General features: G+C 66.6%; 17 protein-coding genes. 12 read left to right on the plus strand and 5 right to left on the minus strand.

All coding sequences use genetic code 11. The annotated features are described in order from the left end of the window. Positions 1 to 37 precede the first annotated feature (37 nt). Positions 38 to 745, minus strand: coding sequence for a phosphoglycolate phosphatase (locus KYC_RS17665; RefSeq protein ID WP_008164814.1), 708 nt, complete (start codon positions 743 to 745; stop codon positions 38 to 40). A 16-nt stretch (positions 746 to 761) separates the two neighbouring features. Beyond that, positions 762 to 1,490, minus strand: a complete 729-nt coding sequence (gene rpe / locus KYC_RS17670; protein WP_008164815.1) for a ribulose-phosphate 3-epimerase — start codon at positions 1,488 to 1,490, stop codon at positions 762 to 764. Between the two features lie 129 nt (positions 1,491 to 1,619). On the opposite strand from rpe, the gene apaG reads away from it, so the two are divergent. From apaG to KYC_RS28420, 6 genes are all read left to right on the plus strand, one after another. Continuing rightward, positions 1,620 to 1,994: a Co2+/Mg2+ efflux protein ApaG gene (gene apaG / locus KYC_RS17675; protein ID WP_008164816.1), complete on the plus strand. Its 375-nt coding sequence runs from the start codon at positions 1,620 to 1,622 to the stop codon at positions 1,992 to 1,994. Between the two features lie 40 nt (positions 1,995 to 2,034). Continuing rightward, entirely contained in the window at positions 2,035 to 3,339 is a 1,305-nt protein-coding gene (gene mltA, locus KYC_RS17680) for a murein transglycosylase A (RefSeq protein WP_008164818.1), read from the plus strand. Next, positions 3,336 to 4,505, plus strand: a complete 1,170-nt coding sequence (locus KYC_RS17685; protein ID WP_008164819.1) for a UbiH/UbiF family hydroxylase — start codon at positions 3,336 to 3,338, stop codon at positions 4,503 to 4,505. The genes mltA and KYC_RS17685 overlap by 4 nt, the downstream gene beginning before the upstream one ends. 145 nt (positions 4,506 to 4,650) lie before the next feature. Continuing rightward, positions 4,651 to 5,439: a DsbC family protein gene (locus KYC_RS17690; protein ID WP_008164820.1), complete on the plus strand. Its 789-nt coding sequence runs from the start codon at positions 4,651 to 4,653 to the stop codon at positions 5,437 to 5,439. 65 nt (positions 5,440 to 5,504) lie between these two features. Continuing rightward, entirely contained in the window at positions 5,505 to 6,464 is a 960-nt protein-coding gene (locus KYC_RS17695; RefSeq protein WP_008164821.1) for a D-2-hydroxyacid dehydrogenase family protein, read from the plus strand. An 829-nt stretch (positions 6,465 to 7,293) separates the two neighbouring features. Next, positions 7,294 to 7,851: a hypothetical protein gene (locus tag KYC_RS28420; RefSeq protein ID WP_008164822.1), complete on the plus strand. Its 558-nt coding sequence runs from the start codon at positions 7,294 to 7,296 to the stop codon at positions 7,849 to 7,851. An 89-nt stretch (positions 7,852 to 7,940) separates the two neighbouring features. Here KYC_RS28420 and ttcA read toward each other — a convergent pair whose 3' ends face one another. Together ttcA and folB are read right to left on the minus strand one after the other, a co-directional pair. Then, positions 7,941 to 8,909 carry a tRNA 2-thiocytidine(32) synthetase TtcA gene (gene ttcA, locus KYC_RS17705; RefSeq protein WP_008164824.1) on the minus strand — a complete coding sequence of 323 codons (969 nt, stop codon included), beginning with the start codon at positions 8,907 to 8,909 and terminating at the stop codon, positions 7,941 to 7,943. 2 nt (positions 8,910 to 8,911) lie between these two features. After that, on the minus strand, positions 8,912 to 9,271 hold the full coding sequence (gene folB, locus KYC_RS17710; protein ID WP_008164827.1) for a dihydroneopterin aldolase: 360 nt from the start codon (positions 9,269 to 9,271) through the stop codon (positions 8,912 to 8,914). A 122-nt stretch (positions 9,272 to 9,393) separates the two neighbouring features. On the opposite strand from folB, the gene KYC_RS17715 reads away from it, so the two are divergent. Next, positions 9,394 to 10,296 (plus strand): NAD(P)/FAD-dependent oxidoreductase, encoded by a 903-nt coding sequence (locus KYC_RS17715; protein WP_043518788.1) that lies wholly within the window; start codon positions 9,394 to 9,396, stop codon positions 10,294 to 10,296. 14 nt (positions 10,297 to 10,310) lie between these two features. On the opposite strand, the gene pcaD is transcribed toward KYC_RS17715, so the two are convergent. Continuing rightward, positions 10,311 to 11,114, minus strand: a complete 804-nt coding sequence (pcaD, locus tag KYC_RS17720) for a 3-oxoadipate enol-lactonase (RefSeq protein ID WP_008164831.1) — start codon at positions 11,112 to 11,114, stop codon at positions 10,311 to 10,313. A 94-nt stretch (positions 11,115 to 11,208) separates the two neighbouring features. Here pcaD and KYC_RS17725 point away from each other — a divergent pair, with 94 nt between their 5' ends. The 5 genes from KYC_RS17725 to KYC_RS17745 all read left to right on the plus strand — a co-directional run bounded on the left by KYC_RS17725 (position 11,209) and on the right by KYC_RS17745 (position 15,581). Next, complete coding sequence (locus KYC_RS17725; RefSeq protein ID WP_008164833.1) at positions 11,209 to 12,111, plus strand: LysR family transcriptional regulator; 903 nt, start codon at positions 11,209 to 11,211, stop codon at positions 12,109 to 12,111. Between the two features lie 137 nt (positions 12,112 to 12,248). Then, a complete protein-coding gene (locus KYC_RS17730; RefSeq protein WP_008164835.1) occupies positions 12,249 to 13,217 on the plus strand; it encodes a Bug family tripartite tricarboxylate transporter substrate binding protein in 969 nt (322 codons plus the stop codon). Then, complete coding sequence (locus tag KYC_RS17735; RefSeq protein WP_008164837.1) at positions 13,218 to 13,883, plus strand: 3-oxoacid CoA-transferase subunit A; 666 nt, start codon at positions 13,218 to 13,220, stop codon at positions 13,881 to 13,883. A 1-nt stretch (position 13,884) separates the two neighbouring features. Then, the gene (locus KYC_RS17740; protein WP_008164839.1) at positions 13,885 to 14,583 is read left to right on the plus strand and encodes a 3-oxoacid CoA-transferase subunit B; all 699 of its coding nucleotides are present in this window, start codon (positions 13,885 to 13,887) and stop codon (positions 14,581 to 14,583) included. 35 nt (positions 14,584 to 14,618) lie between these two features. Then, a complete protein-coding gene (locus KYC_RS17745; protein WP_008164841.1) occupies positions 14,619 to 15,581 on the plus strand; it encodes a Bug family tripartite tricarboxylate transporter substrate binding protein in 963 nt (320 codons plus the stop codon). Positions 15,582 to 15,748: the final 167 nt, after the last annotated feature.

The following is a 15,748-nucleotide window of genomic DNA, read 5'->3' on the forward strand; positions in this document are numbered from 1 at the left end:
TCGCGGTTTGGATGCGGTATCGGTGCAAGCCTGCCGCTCAGGCCGGGATTTTTGCGGCGTTCTGGTTCTGATTCCAGAGCGCAACCCACTGGGCGGCGTTGACAAGCGTGTCAACTATACCATCGACATCCAGCTCGCGCACGTCCCGTCCTTCGTTGTAGCCATAAGGCACCACCAGCACCTGCGTGCCGGCGCTGCGGCCCGCCTGCGCGTCATTGATGGAATCGCCGATGGTCACGGCCTCGGCGGGGGTTACGCCCAGCAGGTCGCAGGCGTGGTGCACCTGGTCGGGGTCGGGCTTGCGGCGTTCGCAGGTGTCGCCGCAGACCACGGCGTCGAAAAAGCCCGCCAGGCCAGTGCGTTGCAGCAGCGGCAGGGTGAATTCCGTGGGCTTGTTGGTGACCACCGCAAGCTTGAGCCCCTGGTCGCGCATGAGCTTCAGGCCTTCCAGGACGCCGGGATAGACCTGCGCGCGCTCGCCGTTGACCAGGTGGTAATGGCGGTAGAAGGCCTCGCGGGCGCGGGCAAACGCTTCGGGCGTCGGGTCGGCGGCATCGAGCGAGCCGGCCAGGCTGCGGCGCACCAGGTTGTCCACGCCCTTGCCCACGAAAGTCGCCACGACGTCTTCGCGCAGCGCGATCATGCCAAGTTCGACGCGCATGGCGTTGGCCGCGAAGGCCAGGTCGGGAATGGAGTCGAGCAGGGTTCCGTCCAGGTCCAGCAGCGCGGCGCGAAAAGCGGTCATGTCGGTTTCCTGTGTCTTAGATGGCGGTGGTTTCGCCGATGGCGATCTGCTCGCGCATGGCCTTGATGATACCGGCGTAGTCGGGCTTGCCGAAGATGGCCGAGCCCGCCACGAACGTATCCGCGCCGGCGGCGCGGATTTCCGCGATGTTGTCGATTTTGACCCCGCCGTCCACTTGCAGGACGATCTCCTGGCCGCCGGCCTGCATCCAGGCGTCGATGCGGGCGCGGGCTTCGCGCAGCTTGGTCAGCGCGCCGGGGATGAAGCTCTGGCCGCCGAAGCCCGGGTTCACCGACATGATCAGGACCAGGTCGATCTTGTCCATCACGTAGTCCATGTAGGACAGCGGGGTGGCCGGATTGAAGACCAGCCCGGCCTTACAGCCGCTTTCGCGGATCAGCGACAGCGTGCGGTCCACGTGGCGGCTGGCGTCCGGGTGGAAGCTGATGTAGTCGGCGCCGGCCTTGGCGAACTGGGGCACCAGCGCGTCCACCGGCTCGACCATCAGGTGCACGTCGATCGGCACCTGGACGTGCGGGCGGATCGCCGCGCACACCATCGGGCCGATGGTCAGGTTGGGGACATAGTGGTTGTCCATCACGTCCACGTGGATCCAGTCTGCGCCCGCGGCGACGACGTTGCGGACTTCCTCGCCCAGCCGGGCGAAGTCAGCCGACAGGATGCTGGGGGTGATGCGGGTGGAGGCCGTTTGCTTGGACATGATGTTCGGGGTCGGGAAGGGCATAATGTGCCATTATTGCAGTTTGAGCCGCGGTATCGGGAATGGTCCGCTCCCGCGGGTCCGAAATCTGCGTCATTTCAAGCGTCGGCGCCGGAATCCGGCCGCCCGCCTGCAGCCACACAGGGAAGGACTGTGAAACCTTACGACCTGAGCGTCACCGTCTCTCCGCGCTTCGTGCCCGAACAGTCCGATCCCGGCGAGCAGCAGTTCGTGTTCGCCTACACCGTCCGCATTACCAATACCGGCGAACATCCCGCCCAGGTGATCAGCCGCCACTGGATCATCACCGACGGCAACCAGCGCGTGCAGGAAGTGCGCGGCCTGGGCATTGTCGGGCAGCAGCCGCTGCTCGCGCCGGGCGAAACCTTCGAATACACCAGCGGCTGTCCCCTGCCCACGCCGGTGGGCACGATGCGCGGCATCTATCACTGCGTCGGCGAGAACGGCATTCCGTTCGAAGTGCCGATCTCCGAATTCGTCCTGGCCATGCCGCGCACCCTGCACTGAGCATGGCCCGGCCACCCGTTGCACGTCTTTCCATCTGCTCATGAAGCGCATTCTTAGCCTGTCCGTGCTGTCGGTCCTGCTGGCGGCATGTTCCACCCCTTCGGATATTCCCCCTGAATCCGGCCTTCCCGCCACTCCCGGCGCCCGCACGCCGGCGGCCGATGGTCCGCTCGTGGTGCCGTCGCTGTCGGCCTTGCCCGACACCGCGCCGCGTAGCCTGGCTGGCAAGTTCAAGCCAGGGACCTGGGCCGAGATGCCCGGCTGGGCCACTGATGACTTGTCCCAGTTCTGGCCCCTTTTCCTGCGCAACTGCAAGGGGCTGATGCGGCCCACCAGCGGCAACCTGGCCGCGCCCGCGCGCGCCACGCCGCGCGCCTGGCAGCCGGTGTGCGCCGCGGCCGTGGATCCGGCCCGCGCGCCCAACGCGGCCGACGGCGAGGCCGTGCGCCGATTCCTGCAGACCTACCTGCAGCCCTGGCGCCTGAACGCCGCCGACGGCAAGCCGGCCGCCAATACGGTGACGGGCTACTACGAACCCCTGGTGCGCGGCTCGCGCCGCCAGGGCGGTCCCTACCAATGGCCGCTGTACGCGGTGCCGGCCGACCTGCTGACGATCGACCTGGGGTCGGTCTACCCCGACCTGGCCGGCAAGCGCGTGCGCGGCAAGCTGGACGGCAAGCGCGTGGTGCCCTACGACACCCGCGCCGCCATCGAATCGTCGTCCGGCCGCCGCCCGCCCGTGGTGGTGTGGGTGGACGACCCCGTCGACAACTTCTTCCTGCAGGTGCAGGGATCGGGCCGCGTGCAGCTGACCGACGGTCCCGACGCCGGCAAGACCATCCGCGTCGCGTACGCCGACCACAACGGCCAGCCCTACGCGTCCATCGGCCGCTGGCTGATTGACCGCGGCGAGCTCACCGCCGACCAGGCGTCGATGCAGAACATCCGGGCCTGGGCGCAGCGCAATCCCAAGCGCGTCCCCGAAATGCTCAACGCCAATCCGGCCGTGGTGTTTTTCCGCGAAGAGCCGGTGATTGATCCCGAACAGGGGCCCAAGGGCGCTTACGCCATTCCGCTGTCGCCCAGGCGCTCGGTGGCCGTGGACGCGACTTTCGTGCCCCTGGGCACGCCGGTATACCTGGCCACGACCTTCCCGGCCTCCGACCGGCCCCTGCAGCGCCTGGTGTTCGCCCAGGACACGGGCACGGCCATCCGGGGCGCGGCGCGCGCCGACTTCTATTGGGGTTACGGCGAAGAAGCCGGCCAGCAGGCCGGCCGCATGAAGCAGCGCGGCCAGATGTGGCTGTTGTGGCCCAAACAGGCCGGGGAGCCTTCCGCAAGATGAGCCATCAGATCGTAGTCTGCGGGGCCGGCATCGTCGGCCTGTCCACCGCCCTGGCGTTGGCCCGGCGCGGCCAGCGCGTCGCCGTGCTGGCGCCGCGCGCGTCCGTCCCCCCCGCCGATCCCAACCGCTATCACCCGCGCGTCTACGCCATCTCGCCCGCCAGCCAGCGTTTCCTGGCCGAGCTGGGCGTGTGGGACGCGATGCCCGCGTCGCGCCTGATGCCGGTCCAGGCCATGGAAATCCACGGCGACGCCGACGGTCAGGTCAATCTGAACGCCTGGCAGGCCGCATTGCCGCAACTGGCCTGGATCGTGGAATCCGGCGAAATCGAGCGCGTGCTGATCCAGGCCGTGCGCATGTTCGGCATCGCCTGGCTGGAAGACCGCTGCACGGGGTATCACGCCGGCGCCATCGAAACCGAAAGCGGCGCCCGCATCCAGGCTGAACTCTTCGTGGGCGCCGACGGCGCGGCGTCGCCGCTGCGCGCCGCCGCCGGCCTCAAGCACGAATCCTCGTCTTACGACGACACCGGTCTGGTGGTGCACCTGAACGCCGAACTTGCGCACCACGGCACCGCGTTCCAGTGGTTCCGCGACGACGGCGTGCTGGCCCTGCTGCCGCTGCCCGATACCGTCGACGGTCCGCAGGTGTCGATGGTCTGGTCCATGCGCAGCGAACGCGCCCAGGAGTTGCTGGCGCTGCCCCAGGAGGCGCAGGCCGCCCGGCTGGAAACCTTGCTGGCCGAGGCCGCCGAAGGCCGGCTGGGCAGCCTGAAGGTCCGCAGCAAGCTGCATGGCTTTCCGCTGACGCTTGAGCGCGCCCAGATGGTGGCCCCCGGCATTGCGCTGGCCGGCGACGCGGCGCACCGCCTGCATCCGCTGGCGGGGCAGGGACTCAACCTGGGGCTGGGCGACGTCGAAGCGCTGGCCCGCATCGTGGCGGGGCGCGAGCCCTTCCGCGAGGCCGGCGACCTGCGCGTTCTGCACCGCTACCAGCGGGCGCGGGCCGAGCCGGTACTGGCCATGCGCTTGGCCACCGATGGCCTGCACAAGCTGTTCGGGTCCAAGGCCACGCCGCTGGTCTGGCTGCGCAACGCCGGCATGCATTGGGTCGAGCGGGCGCCGCTGATCAAACGCCGCCTGATCTCCGGGGCGTCCACCAACTAGGAACGCCCTTGGGGCGCCTGGCGGAACCTTGGGGGGCGGCTGGCCGTCTGATAGGCATCGCCGTCCCGGCTGCACACCGGGGACGCAAGGCCGGATCGGTTACGCTTTCCGCCAGAGAACACGAAAGACAAGTTCAGGAGCACTGATGAAATTCCGCATTTCCGCCACGCTGGCGGCAGGTTTTCTGGCCGCCGGCCTGGGTCTGTCCGGGACGGCCTCCGCCCAGGACGGCAAGTCCGTGTCCACGACGTCCGTGGGGCAAGCGGACAAGGGCCAGAAAAGCGTCTCCACCACCGAACTGGATCCGCAGTCGGCCGCCGTCAAAGATCGCTTTCAGCAGCGGTTCTCCGGCATGAACGTCACGACCGTCCGCCGCACGCCTTATGGCCTGTTCGAAGTGCAGCTGGGCATGGACCTGATCTACACCGACGAAGGCGTCACCTGGGTCATGGAAGGACCGCTGATCGACGCCATGACCCGCCGCGACGTCACCCGCGAATCCCAGGAAAAGCTCAGCGCCGTCACGTTCGACCAGTTGCCCCTGGATCTGGCCATCAAGCAGGTCAAGGGCGACGGCTCGCGCAAGGTCGCGATCTTCGAAGACCCCAACTGCGGCTACTGCAAGCAGTTGCGCAAGACGCTCGAAGACGTGGACAACCTGACCGTCTACACCTTCCTGTATCCCATCCTCTCGCCCGATTCCAAGGTCAAGGTGCGCAATGTCTGGTGCGCCAAGGACCAGGGCAAGGCCTGGGACGACTGGATGCTGCGCGGCAAGACGCCGCCCTCCGCCAATTGCGACGTGCCCGAGGACAAGCTGCTGGCCCTGGGCCAGCAGTTGATGGTCCGCGGCACGCCGACCCTGTTCTTTGCCGACGGCTCGCGCATCAGCGGCGCGCTGCCGCTGGACCAGCTCAAGGCCCGTTTGAACTGACCGGCGCACGTCGCGCCGGCCCGGGTGGGTGGCGCGGATTGCGCCACACCACCCGGAGACAAGACTTGAAAATCGCAATTCTCGACGATTACCACGACGTAGCCCGGCGCTATGCGGATTGGACCTCGCTGGGCGGCGACGCCGAGGTGCAGATCTTCAACAGCTTCATTCCCGACGACCAGGTCGAGGCCGCACTCGAATCCTTCGACGTGATCGTCGCCATGCGCGAGCGCACCCCGTTCCCGGCCGCCCGCGTCCGCGCCCTGCCCAAGCTGCGCCTGCTGGTCACTACGGGCATGCGCAACAACGCCATCGACATGCAGGCCTGCGCCGAGCAGGGCGTCACCGTGTCCGGCGCGCCCGGCAGCGCCGACGCCAACACCGCCACGGCCGAACTGGCCTGGGCCCACATCCTTGGGCTGTTCAAGCACCTGCCCGCCGAAGACGCCGCCATGCGCCGCGGCATGTGGCAGACGGGCATGCCCGAACCGCTGGCCGGCAAGCGCCTGGGCGTGGTGGGCCTGGGCAAGCTGGGCGCGGCGGTGGCCAAGGTCGGCCTGGCCTTCGGCATGGACGTCGTGGCCTGGAGCCCCAACCTGACCGACGAGCGCGCCCAGGCCGCCGGCGTCAAGCGCGTGGACAAGCACGAACTCTTCTCCACCTCCGACGTCGTCAGCCTGCACCTGATCCTGTCCGAACGCACCCGCAACGTGGTGGACGCCGCAGCGCTGGCCGCGATGAAGCCCACCGCCTACCTGGTCAACACGTCGCGGGCCGGCCTGGTCGACCAGGACGCGCTGACGGACGCGCTGGTGAAGTTCCGCATCGCGGGCGCCGGCCTGGACGTCTACGCCGAGGAACCGCTGTCCCCCACCGACAACATGCGCGACCTGGACAACGTGATCCTCACGCCGCACCTGGGCTACGTCAGCCGCGAGAACTTCGAGGCGTTCTACCAGAACTGCCTGGAGGCGGTGAAGGCGTGGGCGGCGGGCACGCCGATCCGTGTGTTGAACGCGGGGTAAATGGCAGCTGTGTACCGCCGACATCCGGTGGCCGGACGTGATGCGCTTGTGCGTTTCGGCCTTTTCGAGATGACATGCAGGGCGAACACCCTGGAGTCATTGAAAGGAATGCCGGAACGAACAGATTGGGTCGATAGTTGATCCGCTATCAGACAACGCCTATAGCTTTATTTGAGCGTCCCTATACAGTCCTCTAGTGTGACGGCGCCGGAAGTTTATTAGCTTCCTTCGCCGTAATTAACGAACCATGTTGCATGGTCGATCAACTGGACAAGTAGGGGGCTCTTGATGTCTCGGGAACGGTATGTCGCCAACGGAACGTCTGGATGGCTGAGGGTCAAGTTGGAGCCATCGGGCACACAAATTTCGCTACCGGAATATCTGAGAGTCAATTACGAAAGCTCGGCGGGTGGGCGAGACTTTTTTACCGTGCGAGAGGGTGTTCACGCAGGAAGAAAATGTTCCGTGGTGGCTGGATATCTCAGGACTGGCAATCCTGGATACAAGCCTGCGGCTCGGCTGAAATTTAGCTTAAGTCGCAAATTGCTCACCTGGGCAGGCCAGGAAGTTGCGGCTATCACGTCAAGAATAAACGTCATACCGGTGGGCACGCATCCGATCCAAATTCCAGATTTTCCGCACTCTGGTGGCGCTAACTATGTGAGTCGCTCCGAGTTCGCCAAGAGCTGGTTTTACTTGGGAAGAGGAAATGCGGTAGCGCTTAACAATGACCGCTATTTGCATCCAGGAGCGGCCAGTGCGGGGTGTATTACCGTCGATGCAAATCGCTGGACACAACTTTATCTTCATCTAATCCTGAGCAGAGGCAATGATGGGAAAACAGTCGGTACGGTCGCTGTGGTTGATTAACGGCGCGTTCGTGGCGTTGATGGGCTGTGCCAATGCCGGGCCCGTGCCGACCGCCGAAGTCTTGACGCAGGAGAATTTGTCCGAGCCAGACACAGTCTCTGAATGGCTTCGGAAACATCCCGGCGGCCTGGAAAAAAAGGAAGCCGCGTTCTCTTACGGCGAGGGGCTGAAGTACAAAAGCAATAAGGACTGGTCAGCGGCCGCAAAATCATTCGGCGAGAGCGCTATTCGCTATCCAAGTCCGCAAGTGTTGACGGAGTATGTGACCGCAAGTCTGCGCATGCTCGGTGAAATCCGAGCCAGGCGCGGGGATACGACGCTTGGGGTGGATCGGGATATGGACTATGCGCTGTTGCAGTATCGCTCTGTGATGGCCGCAGACAGTGTCCTCGACACCTTGTCCGAACGGGAAAAAATGCAGGTCGAAGCAAACATCGCATGTCTGAGCGACTACTTGAGAACCCGCCAAATACCCGCCGGGTGCCAGCCCTTTGAATACTATGGAATGCGGCCTTGACTGCATGAAGCCCGTCTCACTTGGGTGTCAGACACAGGCAAGAAAAAGGGGCTGCATGCGCAGCCCCATTTTTTCGCCTTCCGGCGCCATCACCCGCGCGAAAACAGCACCTTCTTCTCAACGATGCCGCCCGGCTCCAGCGCTTGCGGCGTATCGCCGCAGGCCTCGTCCGCATCCTCGTCGGGATCGACCGTGTCGAACGCCGTGTCGCCGTTGGCGTCCGGCACGCCCGTGGGTTTGAGGCCCACGAAGTCGAACAGGTCGCGGTCCATCAGGTGCGACGGCACCACGCGCGACAGCGCGTTGAAGACGTTCCAGGAACGGCCGGGATGCTGCTTGTCCCATTCCTTGATCATGCGGCCCACTTCCTTGCGCTTCAGGTTCTCTTGCGAACCGCAGAGATTGCAGGGAATGATGGGGAACTGCTTGAGTTCCGCGTAGGCGATCAGGTCGGTTTCGGCGATGTAGGCCAGCGGGCGGATCACCGTGTGGCGGCCGTCGTCGGACACCAGCTTGGGCGGCATGCCCTTGGCCTTGCCGCCGTAGAACAGGTTCAGGAAGAACGTGGCCAGGATGTCGTCGCGGTGGTGGCCCAGCGCGATCTTGGTGGCGCCGAGTTCGGATGCGACGCGGTACAGGATGCCGCGGCGCAGCCGCGAACAGAGCGAGCACATCGTCTTGCCTTCTTCCAGCACGCGCGTGACGATGGAATACGTATCCTGCGTCTCGATGTGGAAGGGCACGCCCAGTTCTTTCAGGTACTGCGGCAGGATGTGGTCGGGAAAGCCCGGCTGCTTCTGGTCCAGGTTGACCGCGATCAGCTCGAACTTGAACGGGGCACGCTTTTGCAGCTGGAGCAGGATGTCCAGCATGGCGTACGAATCCTTGCCGCCCGACAGGCAGACCATGACGCGGTCGCCTTCTTCGATCATGTTGTAGTCGGAAAGGGCGCGGGTGGTCTCGCGCGCCAGGCGCTTGGTCAGCTTGTTGCCTTCGTGGCGCGCCTTTTCGTCGGCGGGCGTGCGGAATTGCACGCCGGGGAGAGCGATATCGTTCATGGTCAACGGGTGATCTGGATTTCCACGCCCACCGCCGCACAGTCGGAGAAGGCCATGGGCTTGCTGATGCGCAGGCGCAGCGCGCGGATTTCCTGGAAATCCGCCAGGAGGCGCGCCGCAACCTGTTCGGACAGGGTTTCGATCAGGTTCACGTGCGCCTGGGTGCATTCTTCGACGATGGCCTCGCGCAGGCGGCGATAGTCCAGCACGCTGTGGATGTCGTGGTCGTCGACCGAGCGCTGGATGTCCACGTCGAAGTCGGCGTCGACATGCAGGGGCTGGGTGGCGCGGCGCTCGTGTTCGAGGATGCCGATGCGGGCGTCGAGCGCAAGCCCGGAAAGAATGATGCGGCGAGTGGGCATGATGAAAACCTGGGTGGAATAGCCGGAATTGTAAGGCGGCGGCGGAACAGGGGGGCGCGCTGGCTACAATCCGGCCATGTCCGGGCGCCCGCGAGGCGCCGGCGCTGTCATTAAGGGGTGAAATGCAACAGATGCACGATTCGGTCATTGTAGGCGGCGGCCCGGCCGGCGCTTCCTGCGCCCTCTGGCTGGCGCGCCTGGGTCTGTCCCCGCTCCTGGTCGAGACCGGCCCCCGCCTGGGCGGCCTGGGCAATGACAATCCGTTCGCCGACGACTGGATCGCCGTCCTGCCAGGGGTGACCGGGCAGCAGGTGGCGGCCAACATCGACACCAGCGTGCGCGCCGCGAACGTGCCGCTGCGCCTGGAAACCCGCGTGACGGGCGTCAGGCCCTGCAAAGGCGGCATCGAGGCCACGCTGGCCGGCCCGGCGGGGGACGAATCCCTGGTCCGCGCCCGCACACTGGTCATCGCGTCCGGCGTGCGCGCCAAGGGCCTGCCCGAACATCCGCCGGGCTCATCCTGGCCCGGCGTGCTGATCGGCCCGGGTTCGCCCATCGTCGCGCAGGACTATTCCGGCCTGTCCGTGGCGGTGCTGGGCGGGGGCGACAACGCCTTCGAAAACTACGTCTACGTGCGCAACCGCGGCGCGCGCGCCGTTCACCTGTACGCCCGCAGCGTCCGGGCCCAGCAGCAGTGGGTCACGCGCGCGGGCCGCGAGGGCGTGCGCATCGGACCCTACAAGGTGGATCCGGCGTCCCGCAGCGTGGACGGCAGGCAATACGACCTGATCCTGGTGTTCTACGGCTGGGAACCCCAGGCCGCGTTCGCCGACGACCTCAGGCTGGCCCGCGACGAACGCGGCTACATCCGCACCGATTTCGCTACCGCCGAAACCAGCGTGCCCGACATCTACGCGATCGGCGAGGTCGCACACCGCATGCATCCCTGCGTGGTGACGTCGATGGCGGACGGCGTGGTGGCGGCCAAGGCCATCCAGCGGCGCTGGGAGCGGGCGGGGGAATAGCCCCTGCAGGGCCGCTACCGGTCCCGTTGCGCCAGGAACGTCAGCACCGCGTCCAGGAACTCCGCCGGCCGTTCGACGTTGGACAAGTGCACCGCCGGCAGGACCACAAGCTTTGCGCCCGGCACGGTGGCCGCGATGCGCTCGCCGTGGCTGGCCGCCGTCACCGTGTCGTCGCGGCCGGCGATCACCAGCGTCGGCCGGTCGATCAGCGCGGCCGTGCGCCGCAGGTCCATGTCGCGCACCGCCGCGAACGCGCCGGCCAGACCATGGCGGTCGGTGGTCAGCAGCATTGCGCGAAAGGTGTCGATGACGGGACCGCCCGCCTGCAGCATGGCGGCGGGGAACCAGTTGCCCAGGAATGTCGCCGCGGTATCCGTCATATCGGGCGCCTGCAGCGTGGCGGCAATGCGTTCGTCCCATTGCGGGGCCGGGCCCAGGTAGCCCGACGTATTGGCCAGCACCAGGCGGTCGATCCGGTCGGGCGCATGCACGCCCAGCCACTGCCCGATGATGCCGCCCAGCGACAGGCCCAGGAAATGTGCGCGGCCGATGCTCAGCGCGTCCATGAGCTCGACGACGTCGCGCCCCAGCCGGTCAAGCGAATATGCGCCTTGGGGCGCGCCGGATGCGCCGTGTCCGCGCGTGTCGTAGCGCAGCACGCGGTACGTGCGCGACAGGGCGGGGATCTGGGCGTCCCACATGTGTAGCGTGGTGCCGATGGAGTTCGACAGGATCAGCGTGGGCAGCGCGGCGTCGCCGTCGTAGCGGTAGGCGATGCGAACGCCGTCGCCGGTGGTGAAGGAAGAAAGGGTTTCCATGGCAAGTCTCCGGGTTGGGATGACTTGCAGCGTAGTTGCGCGGCGCCCAGGAAAAAATTACAAAGTTCGCACAGTCTTTGTAGGAAAAGCTGAAATGAGCGAATTCACGCTGCACGATCTGCAGTGCTTTGACGCCGTGGTGCGCGCCGGCGGCTTCCAGGCGGCGGCCGCGTCGCTGCACCGCTCGCATCCGGCCGTGTTCGCCGCCGTCGCCAAGCTCGAGCGGCAACTGGGCCTGGCGCTGCTGGACCGCAGCGGCTACCGCGTGCGGCCCACGCCCGCGGGGACGTCGTTTCACCGCCGCGCGCAAGCGCTGCTGCAAGAATTCGATGGCCTGCGCGCCCATGCAGAGCAACTGGCGATGGGCGAAGAAAGCGAACTGCACGTGGTGGTCGGCGACTTCTGCCCGAGGCCGCAGACGCTGGGGCTGCTCAGCCGCTTTTTCGCGGATTGTCCGGCCACGCGGCTGCACCTGCATTTCGAGGCTGTCGGCGGTCCGCAAGAGCGTTTGCTGGACGGCGACGCCGACCTGATCCTGCACCGCGTGGACAAGCGCGATCCGCGCATTGAATGGCTGGACCTGGCCAGGGTGCCGTTCATTCCGGTCGCGGCGCCCGGCTACCTGCCCGACGCCGGCGCAAAAGGCATCGACCCGCGCGCGCTGCGCGGCTACACGCAGTGCGTCATGCGCGACACCGCCCGGCATACTCCGTCGCCCGACTATTTCATGATCGACGGTGCGCCGCAGTGCACGGTGCCCGACCAGCTCATGAAGAAAGAGATCATCCTGCAGGGGATGGGCTGGGGACACCTGCCGCGCTTTCTGGTCGAAGAAGAATTGCGCGACGGCCGTCTGCGCTCCATCGCCGGCCGCCGCCTGCCGGGCAGCACCGAAGAACTGGTGGCGGCGCGCCGAACCGACCGGCCCCACGGACCCGTGCTGGCCCGGCTGTGGGGGCTGCTTCAGCAGGAAGCGAGCGGCTTTTCAACGCGCTGACCGGACGCGCGCGCCAGCCCGCGCTCTTAAGCCCAGGCGAAGTCTCACCTCCGGATTCCAGAATAGGCATTTGACCGTGCCGCGCCCACACTCATGTTCACAAGTTGACCAATCCATGGTCACGCACGGAGACAAGCATGAGTTGCGCGCATCGCTGGCTGGCGGCCGGCGCGATGGCCATCGCCATCGCGAACCCGGCGCAGGCGGCCTGGCCTGAACGGCCCATCACTCTCATCATTCCCGCCGCGCCCGGCGGCACCACCGACATCTCGGCGCGCCTGATCGCGGACAAGCTGTCCGCCAGGCTCGGACAGCAGGTCGTCGTGGAAAACCGCGCCGGCGCGGCAGGCATCATCGGCGCGCAGGCGCTGGCGCGCGCCAAGCCCGACGGCTACACGCTGCTGATGGGCAACATCGGCCCCAACGCCATCAACTACGCGCTCTACAAGACGCTGCCCTACAAGCCGTCCGACTTCGCGCCGGTGACGCTGGTGATCTCGGTGCCCAACGTGCTGGTCGTGAACGAAGCCTCGCCGGCGCGCTCGGTGAACGACCTGCTGGCGCAGGCCAGGCGGGATCCGGCCAAGGTGTCCTTCGGCAGCTCGGGCGCGGGCCAGTCCCCGCACCTGTCCGCCGAACTGTTCAAGCAGCGCGCGGACATCGCCGGCACCCATGTCGCCTACAAGGGCGCGGGCCCCGCCGTGGCCGCGCTGCTGGGCCAGCAGTTCACCTTCATGATCGACAACCTGCCCAGCTCCATGCCGTATATCCAGTCCGGAAAGCTGCGCGCGCTGGCCGTCACCAGCGACAAGCGCCTGGCCGAATTGCCCGACGTGCCCACGATGGCCGAGGCCGGCGTGAAGGACATGGTGGTCACCGCGTGGTTCGGCCTGGTCGCGCCCGCGGGCACGCCGCCGGAAGCGATCGACAAGCTGTACGCCGCCACGCGCGACGTCGTGCGCAGCCCGGAGATCAGCGAACGCTTCCGGGCCATGGGCGGGCAGGCCGGCGGCAACACGCCCGCCGAATTCGCTGCCTTCATCGACCAGGAACGTGCCCGCTGGAAAGCCATCGTGGACGCGGCGGGCCTTGTGCAGGAGCAATAATTGATCGACAAGATACAGGCATCCCTGAAGCAGGCCGTAGCGGTGATACCGGACGGCGCATCGGTGCTGGTGGGCGGTTTCGGCGAAGCGGGCGTGCCCTATGAACTGCTGCAATGCCTGGCGGAATCGGGGCAGCGCAACCTCACCATCATCTCCAACAACGCCGGCACGTTCGATCGCGGCATCGCCGCCCTCCTGATACGCAAGCAGGTTAGGAAGATCATCTGCTCGCATCCCCGCCCGCCCAATTCTGAAGCCTTTGCCCGGGCCTATCGCGCCGGCGAGGTCGAACTGGAATGCGTGCCTCAGGGCACCCTGGCGGAACGGCTGCGCGCCGCCGGCGCGGGCCTGGGGCCGTTCTACACGCCTACCGGCTACGGCACCGAACTGGCGCAGGGCCGGCGCCAGGAAGTCATCGACGGTATCGGCTATGTGCTTGAGCAGCCCTTGCGGGCCGACTACGCGCTGATACGCGCACACCTGGGCGACCGCTGGGGCAACCTGATGTACCGGCACGCCGCGCGCAACTTCAACCCGGTGATGTGCATGGCGGCGGGCCACGCAATCGCGCAGGTCGACGAGATCGTGCCGCTGGGCGCGCTGGCGCCGGAACAGATCATGACGCAGGGCATCTTCGTGAAGTCCGTGGTGCGGGTGGAGGCCTGACATGCAAGACATCATCGGCTTGACCCGGCAGCAGATCGCACAACTGCTGGCCAGCGATATTCCCGACGGCTCCATCGTCAATCTGGGCATTGGCATGCCGACGCTGGTTGGCGACTACCTGCCGCCCGGCCGCGAAATTCTGCTGCACAGCGAAAACGGCATCCTTGGCATGGGCCCCGCCGCGGCGGGAGAACAGATCGACCCGGACCTCATCAACGCCAGCCGCCAGCCCATCACGCTGTTGCAGGGCGCGTCCATCACGGAACACACCATATCGTTCGCCATGATGCGCGGCGGCCACCTGGACTATGCCGTGCTGGGCGCGTTCCAGGTCTCCGAGCAGGGCGACCTGGCCAACTGGAAAACCGACGCGGCCGACGCGATCCCGGCGGTGGGCGGCGCAATGGACCTGGCCGTCGGCGCCAAACAGGTGCTGGTCACCATGGAGCACCGCGGCCGCGACGGAACGCCCAAGTTGCTCAGGCAATGCACCTATCCGCTGACCGGCAAGGGCGTGGTGTCGCGCATCTACACCGACCTGGCCGTCATCGACGTCGCGCCGGAGGGCCTGTGCGTGCACGCCATGAAGCAGGGCGTCAGCGCAACCTTCCTGCGCTCGGTCACCGATGCGCCGCTGCATTTCCCGCAGACGCCGCGCACCATCGTGCTGGATGGCGCCGGCGTACCCCGCTACGAATGAAGTCTTGCGCCCGATGCCGGGCAAAGGAGTTCCCGATGATCCGCCCGATCCTGGCCGCCCTGTCGGCAGGCCTGCTCAGCCTGGGCGCGGCGCACGCCGCGCAGACCTATCCCGACAAGCCCATCACGCTGCTGATCCCCTATCCACCGGGCGGCAGCGCCGACATGCTGGCGCGCCCGCTGGGCGCGGAGCTGCAGAAAAAGTGGGGCCAGCCGGTGGTGCTGGAATACAAGCCGGGCGCGGGCGGCGCCATCGCCTCTGCTCAATTGGCGCGCGCCAAGCCCGACGGCTACACGCTGCTGATGGTGCTGGCCGCGCACACCATCAACCCCAGCCTGTACCCATCGCTGCCGTACGACACGCGCAAGGATTTCGCGCCGGTATCGCTGGTCGCCACCTTGCCCATGCTCGTGGCCGCGCCGTTGTCCACGCCCGCCAACACCATTCCAGAACTGATCGCCTACGGCAAAAGCCATCCCGGCAAACTCAGCTTCGCCTCGGCCGGCAACGGCAACACCAGCCATCTGGCCGCCGAGATGTTCAAGAACCAGACCGGCGCCGACATGATGCACGTCCCCTACAAAGGCAGCGGCCCGGCAGTCGTCGCCTTGCTGGGCGGCGAGGTGTCGCTGATGTTCGACAGCATTTCCACGTCGCTGCCGCAAGTGCAGGCGGGAAAGCTGAAAGCCATCGCAGTCACCGGCGAACGCCGTTCGCCGCTGCTGCCCGACGTCCCCACCGTCGCGGAAAGCGTGCCCGGCTTCGTGGTGAACGGCTGGTACGGAGTGCTGGCGCCGGCGGGCACGCCAGGGGCGGTGGTGGATACGCTGAGCAAGGGGATTGCAGAGGCGGTATCGACGCCGGCGCTGAAGCAGCAGTTGGCCGGATACGGCTATGAGGTGACAGGCTCCACGCCGGCGGAGTTCGGCGCGCACATCGAGCGGGAATTGGCGGCTTGGAAGCAGGCCGTGGAGGTCTCGGGCGCGAAGGTGAATTGAAGGGGCTTGCTGGGTGGTTGCTGGTTTTCGCTGTTGCGTGCATTAGATCTTCGTAGATGCGTATGTCAGATCTCCGTAGGCCGCCCGACGTCGCGGGCGCCGTGGCTGCTCGCGCCCACGATTGCGGTCCGGAGCGTTCGCTCCGGACTGCCCCGTCGTCATCCTCG

It is taken from the genome of Achromobacter arsenitoxydans SY8 (assembly GCF_000236785.1).
GTDB classification, from domain to species: domain Bacteria; phylum Pseudomonadota; class Gammaproteobacteria; order Burkholderiales; family Burkholderiaceae_B; genus Achromobacter; species Achromobacter arsenitoxydans.

Excerpts from the sequence above, each read along its gene's own strand:
- KYC_RS17665 (WP_008164814.1), bottom strand. The coding sequence starts at position 745 with ATGACCGCTTTTCGCGCCGCGCTGCTGGACCTGGACGGAACCCTGCTC.
- rpe (WP_008164815.1), bottom strand. The coding sequence starts at position 1,490 with ATGCCCTTCCCGACCCCGAACATCATGTCCAAGCAAACGGCCTCCACC.
- mltA (WP_008164818.1), top strand. The coding sequence starts at position 2,035 with ATGAAGCGCATTCTTAGCCTGTCCGTGCTGTCGGTCCTGCTGGCGGCA.
- KYC_RS17685 (WP_008164819.1), top strand. The coding sequence starts at position 3,336 with ATGAGCCATCAGATCGTAGTCTGCGGGGCCGGCATCGTCGGCCTGTCC.
- KYC_RS17690 (WP_008164820.1), top strand. The coding sequence starts at position 4,651 with ATGAAATTCCGCATTTCCGCCACGCTGGCGGCAGGTTTTCTGGCCGCC.
- KYC_RS28420 (WP_008164822.1), top strand. The coding sequence starts at position 7,294 with ATGATGGGAAAACAGTCGGTACGGTCGCTGTGGTTGATTAACGGCGCG.
- ttcA (WP_008164824.1), bottom strand. The coding sequence starts at position 8,909 with ATGAACGATATCGCTCTCCCCGGCGTGCAATTCCGCACGCCCGCCGAC.
- folB (WP_008164827.1), bottom strand. The coding sequence starts at position 9,271 with ATGCCCACTCGCCGCATCATTCTTTCCGGGCTTGCGCTCGACGCCCGC.
- KYC_RS17715 (WP_043518788.1), top strand. The coding sequence starts at position 9,394 with ATGCAACAGATGCACGATTCGGTCATTGTAGGCGGCGGCCCGGCCGGC.
- pcaD (WP_008164831.1), bottom strand. The coding sequence starts at position 11,114 with ATGGAAACCCTTTCTTCCTTCACCACCGGCGACGGCGTTCGCATCGCC.
- KYC_RS17725 (WP_008164833.1), top strand. The coding sequence starts at position 11,209 with ATGAGCGAATTCACGCTGCACGATCTGCAGTGCTTTGACGCCGTGGTG.
- KYC_RS17730 (WP_008164835.1), top strand. The coding sequence starts at position 12,249 with ATGAGTTGCGCGCATCGCTGGCTGGCGGCCGGCGCGATGGCCATCGCC.
- KYC_RS17740 (WP_008164839.1), top strand. The coding sequence starts at position 13,885 with ATGCAAGACATCATCGGCTTGACCCGGCAGCAGATCGCACAACTGCTG.
- KYC_RS17745 (WP_008164841.1), top strand. The coding sequence starts at position 14,619 with ATGATCCGCCCGATCCTGGCCGCCCTGTCGGCAGGCCTGCTCAGCCTG.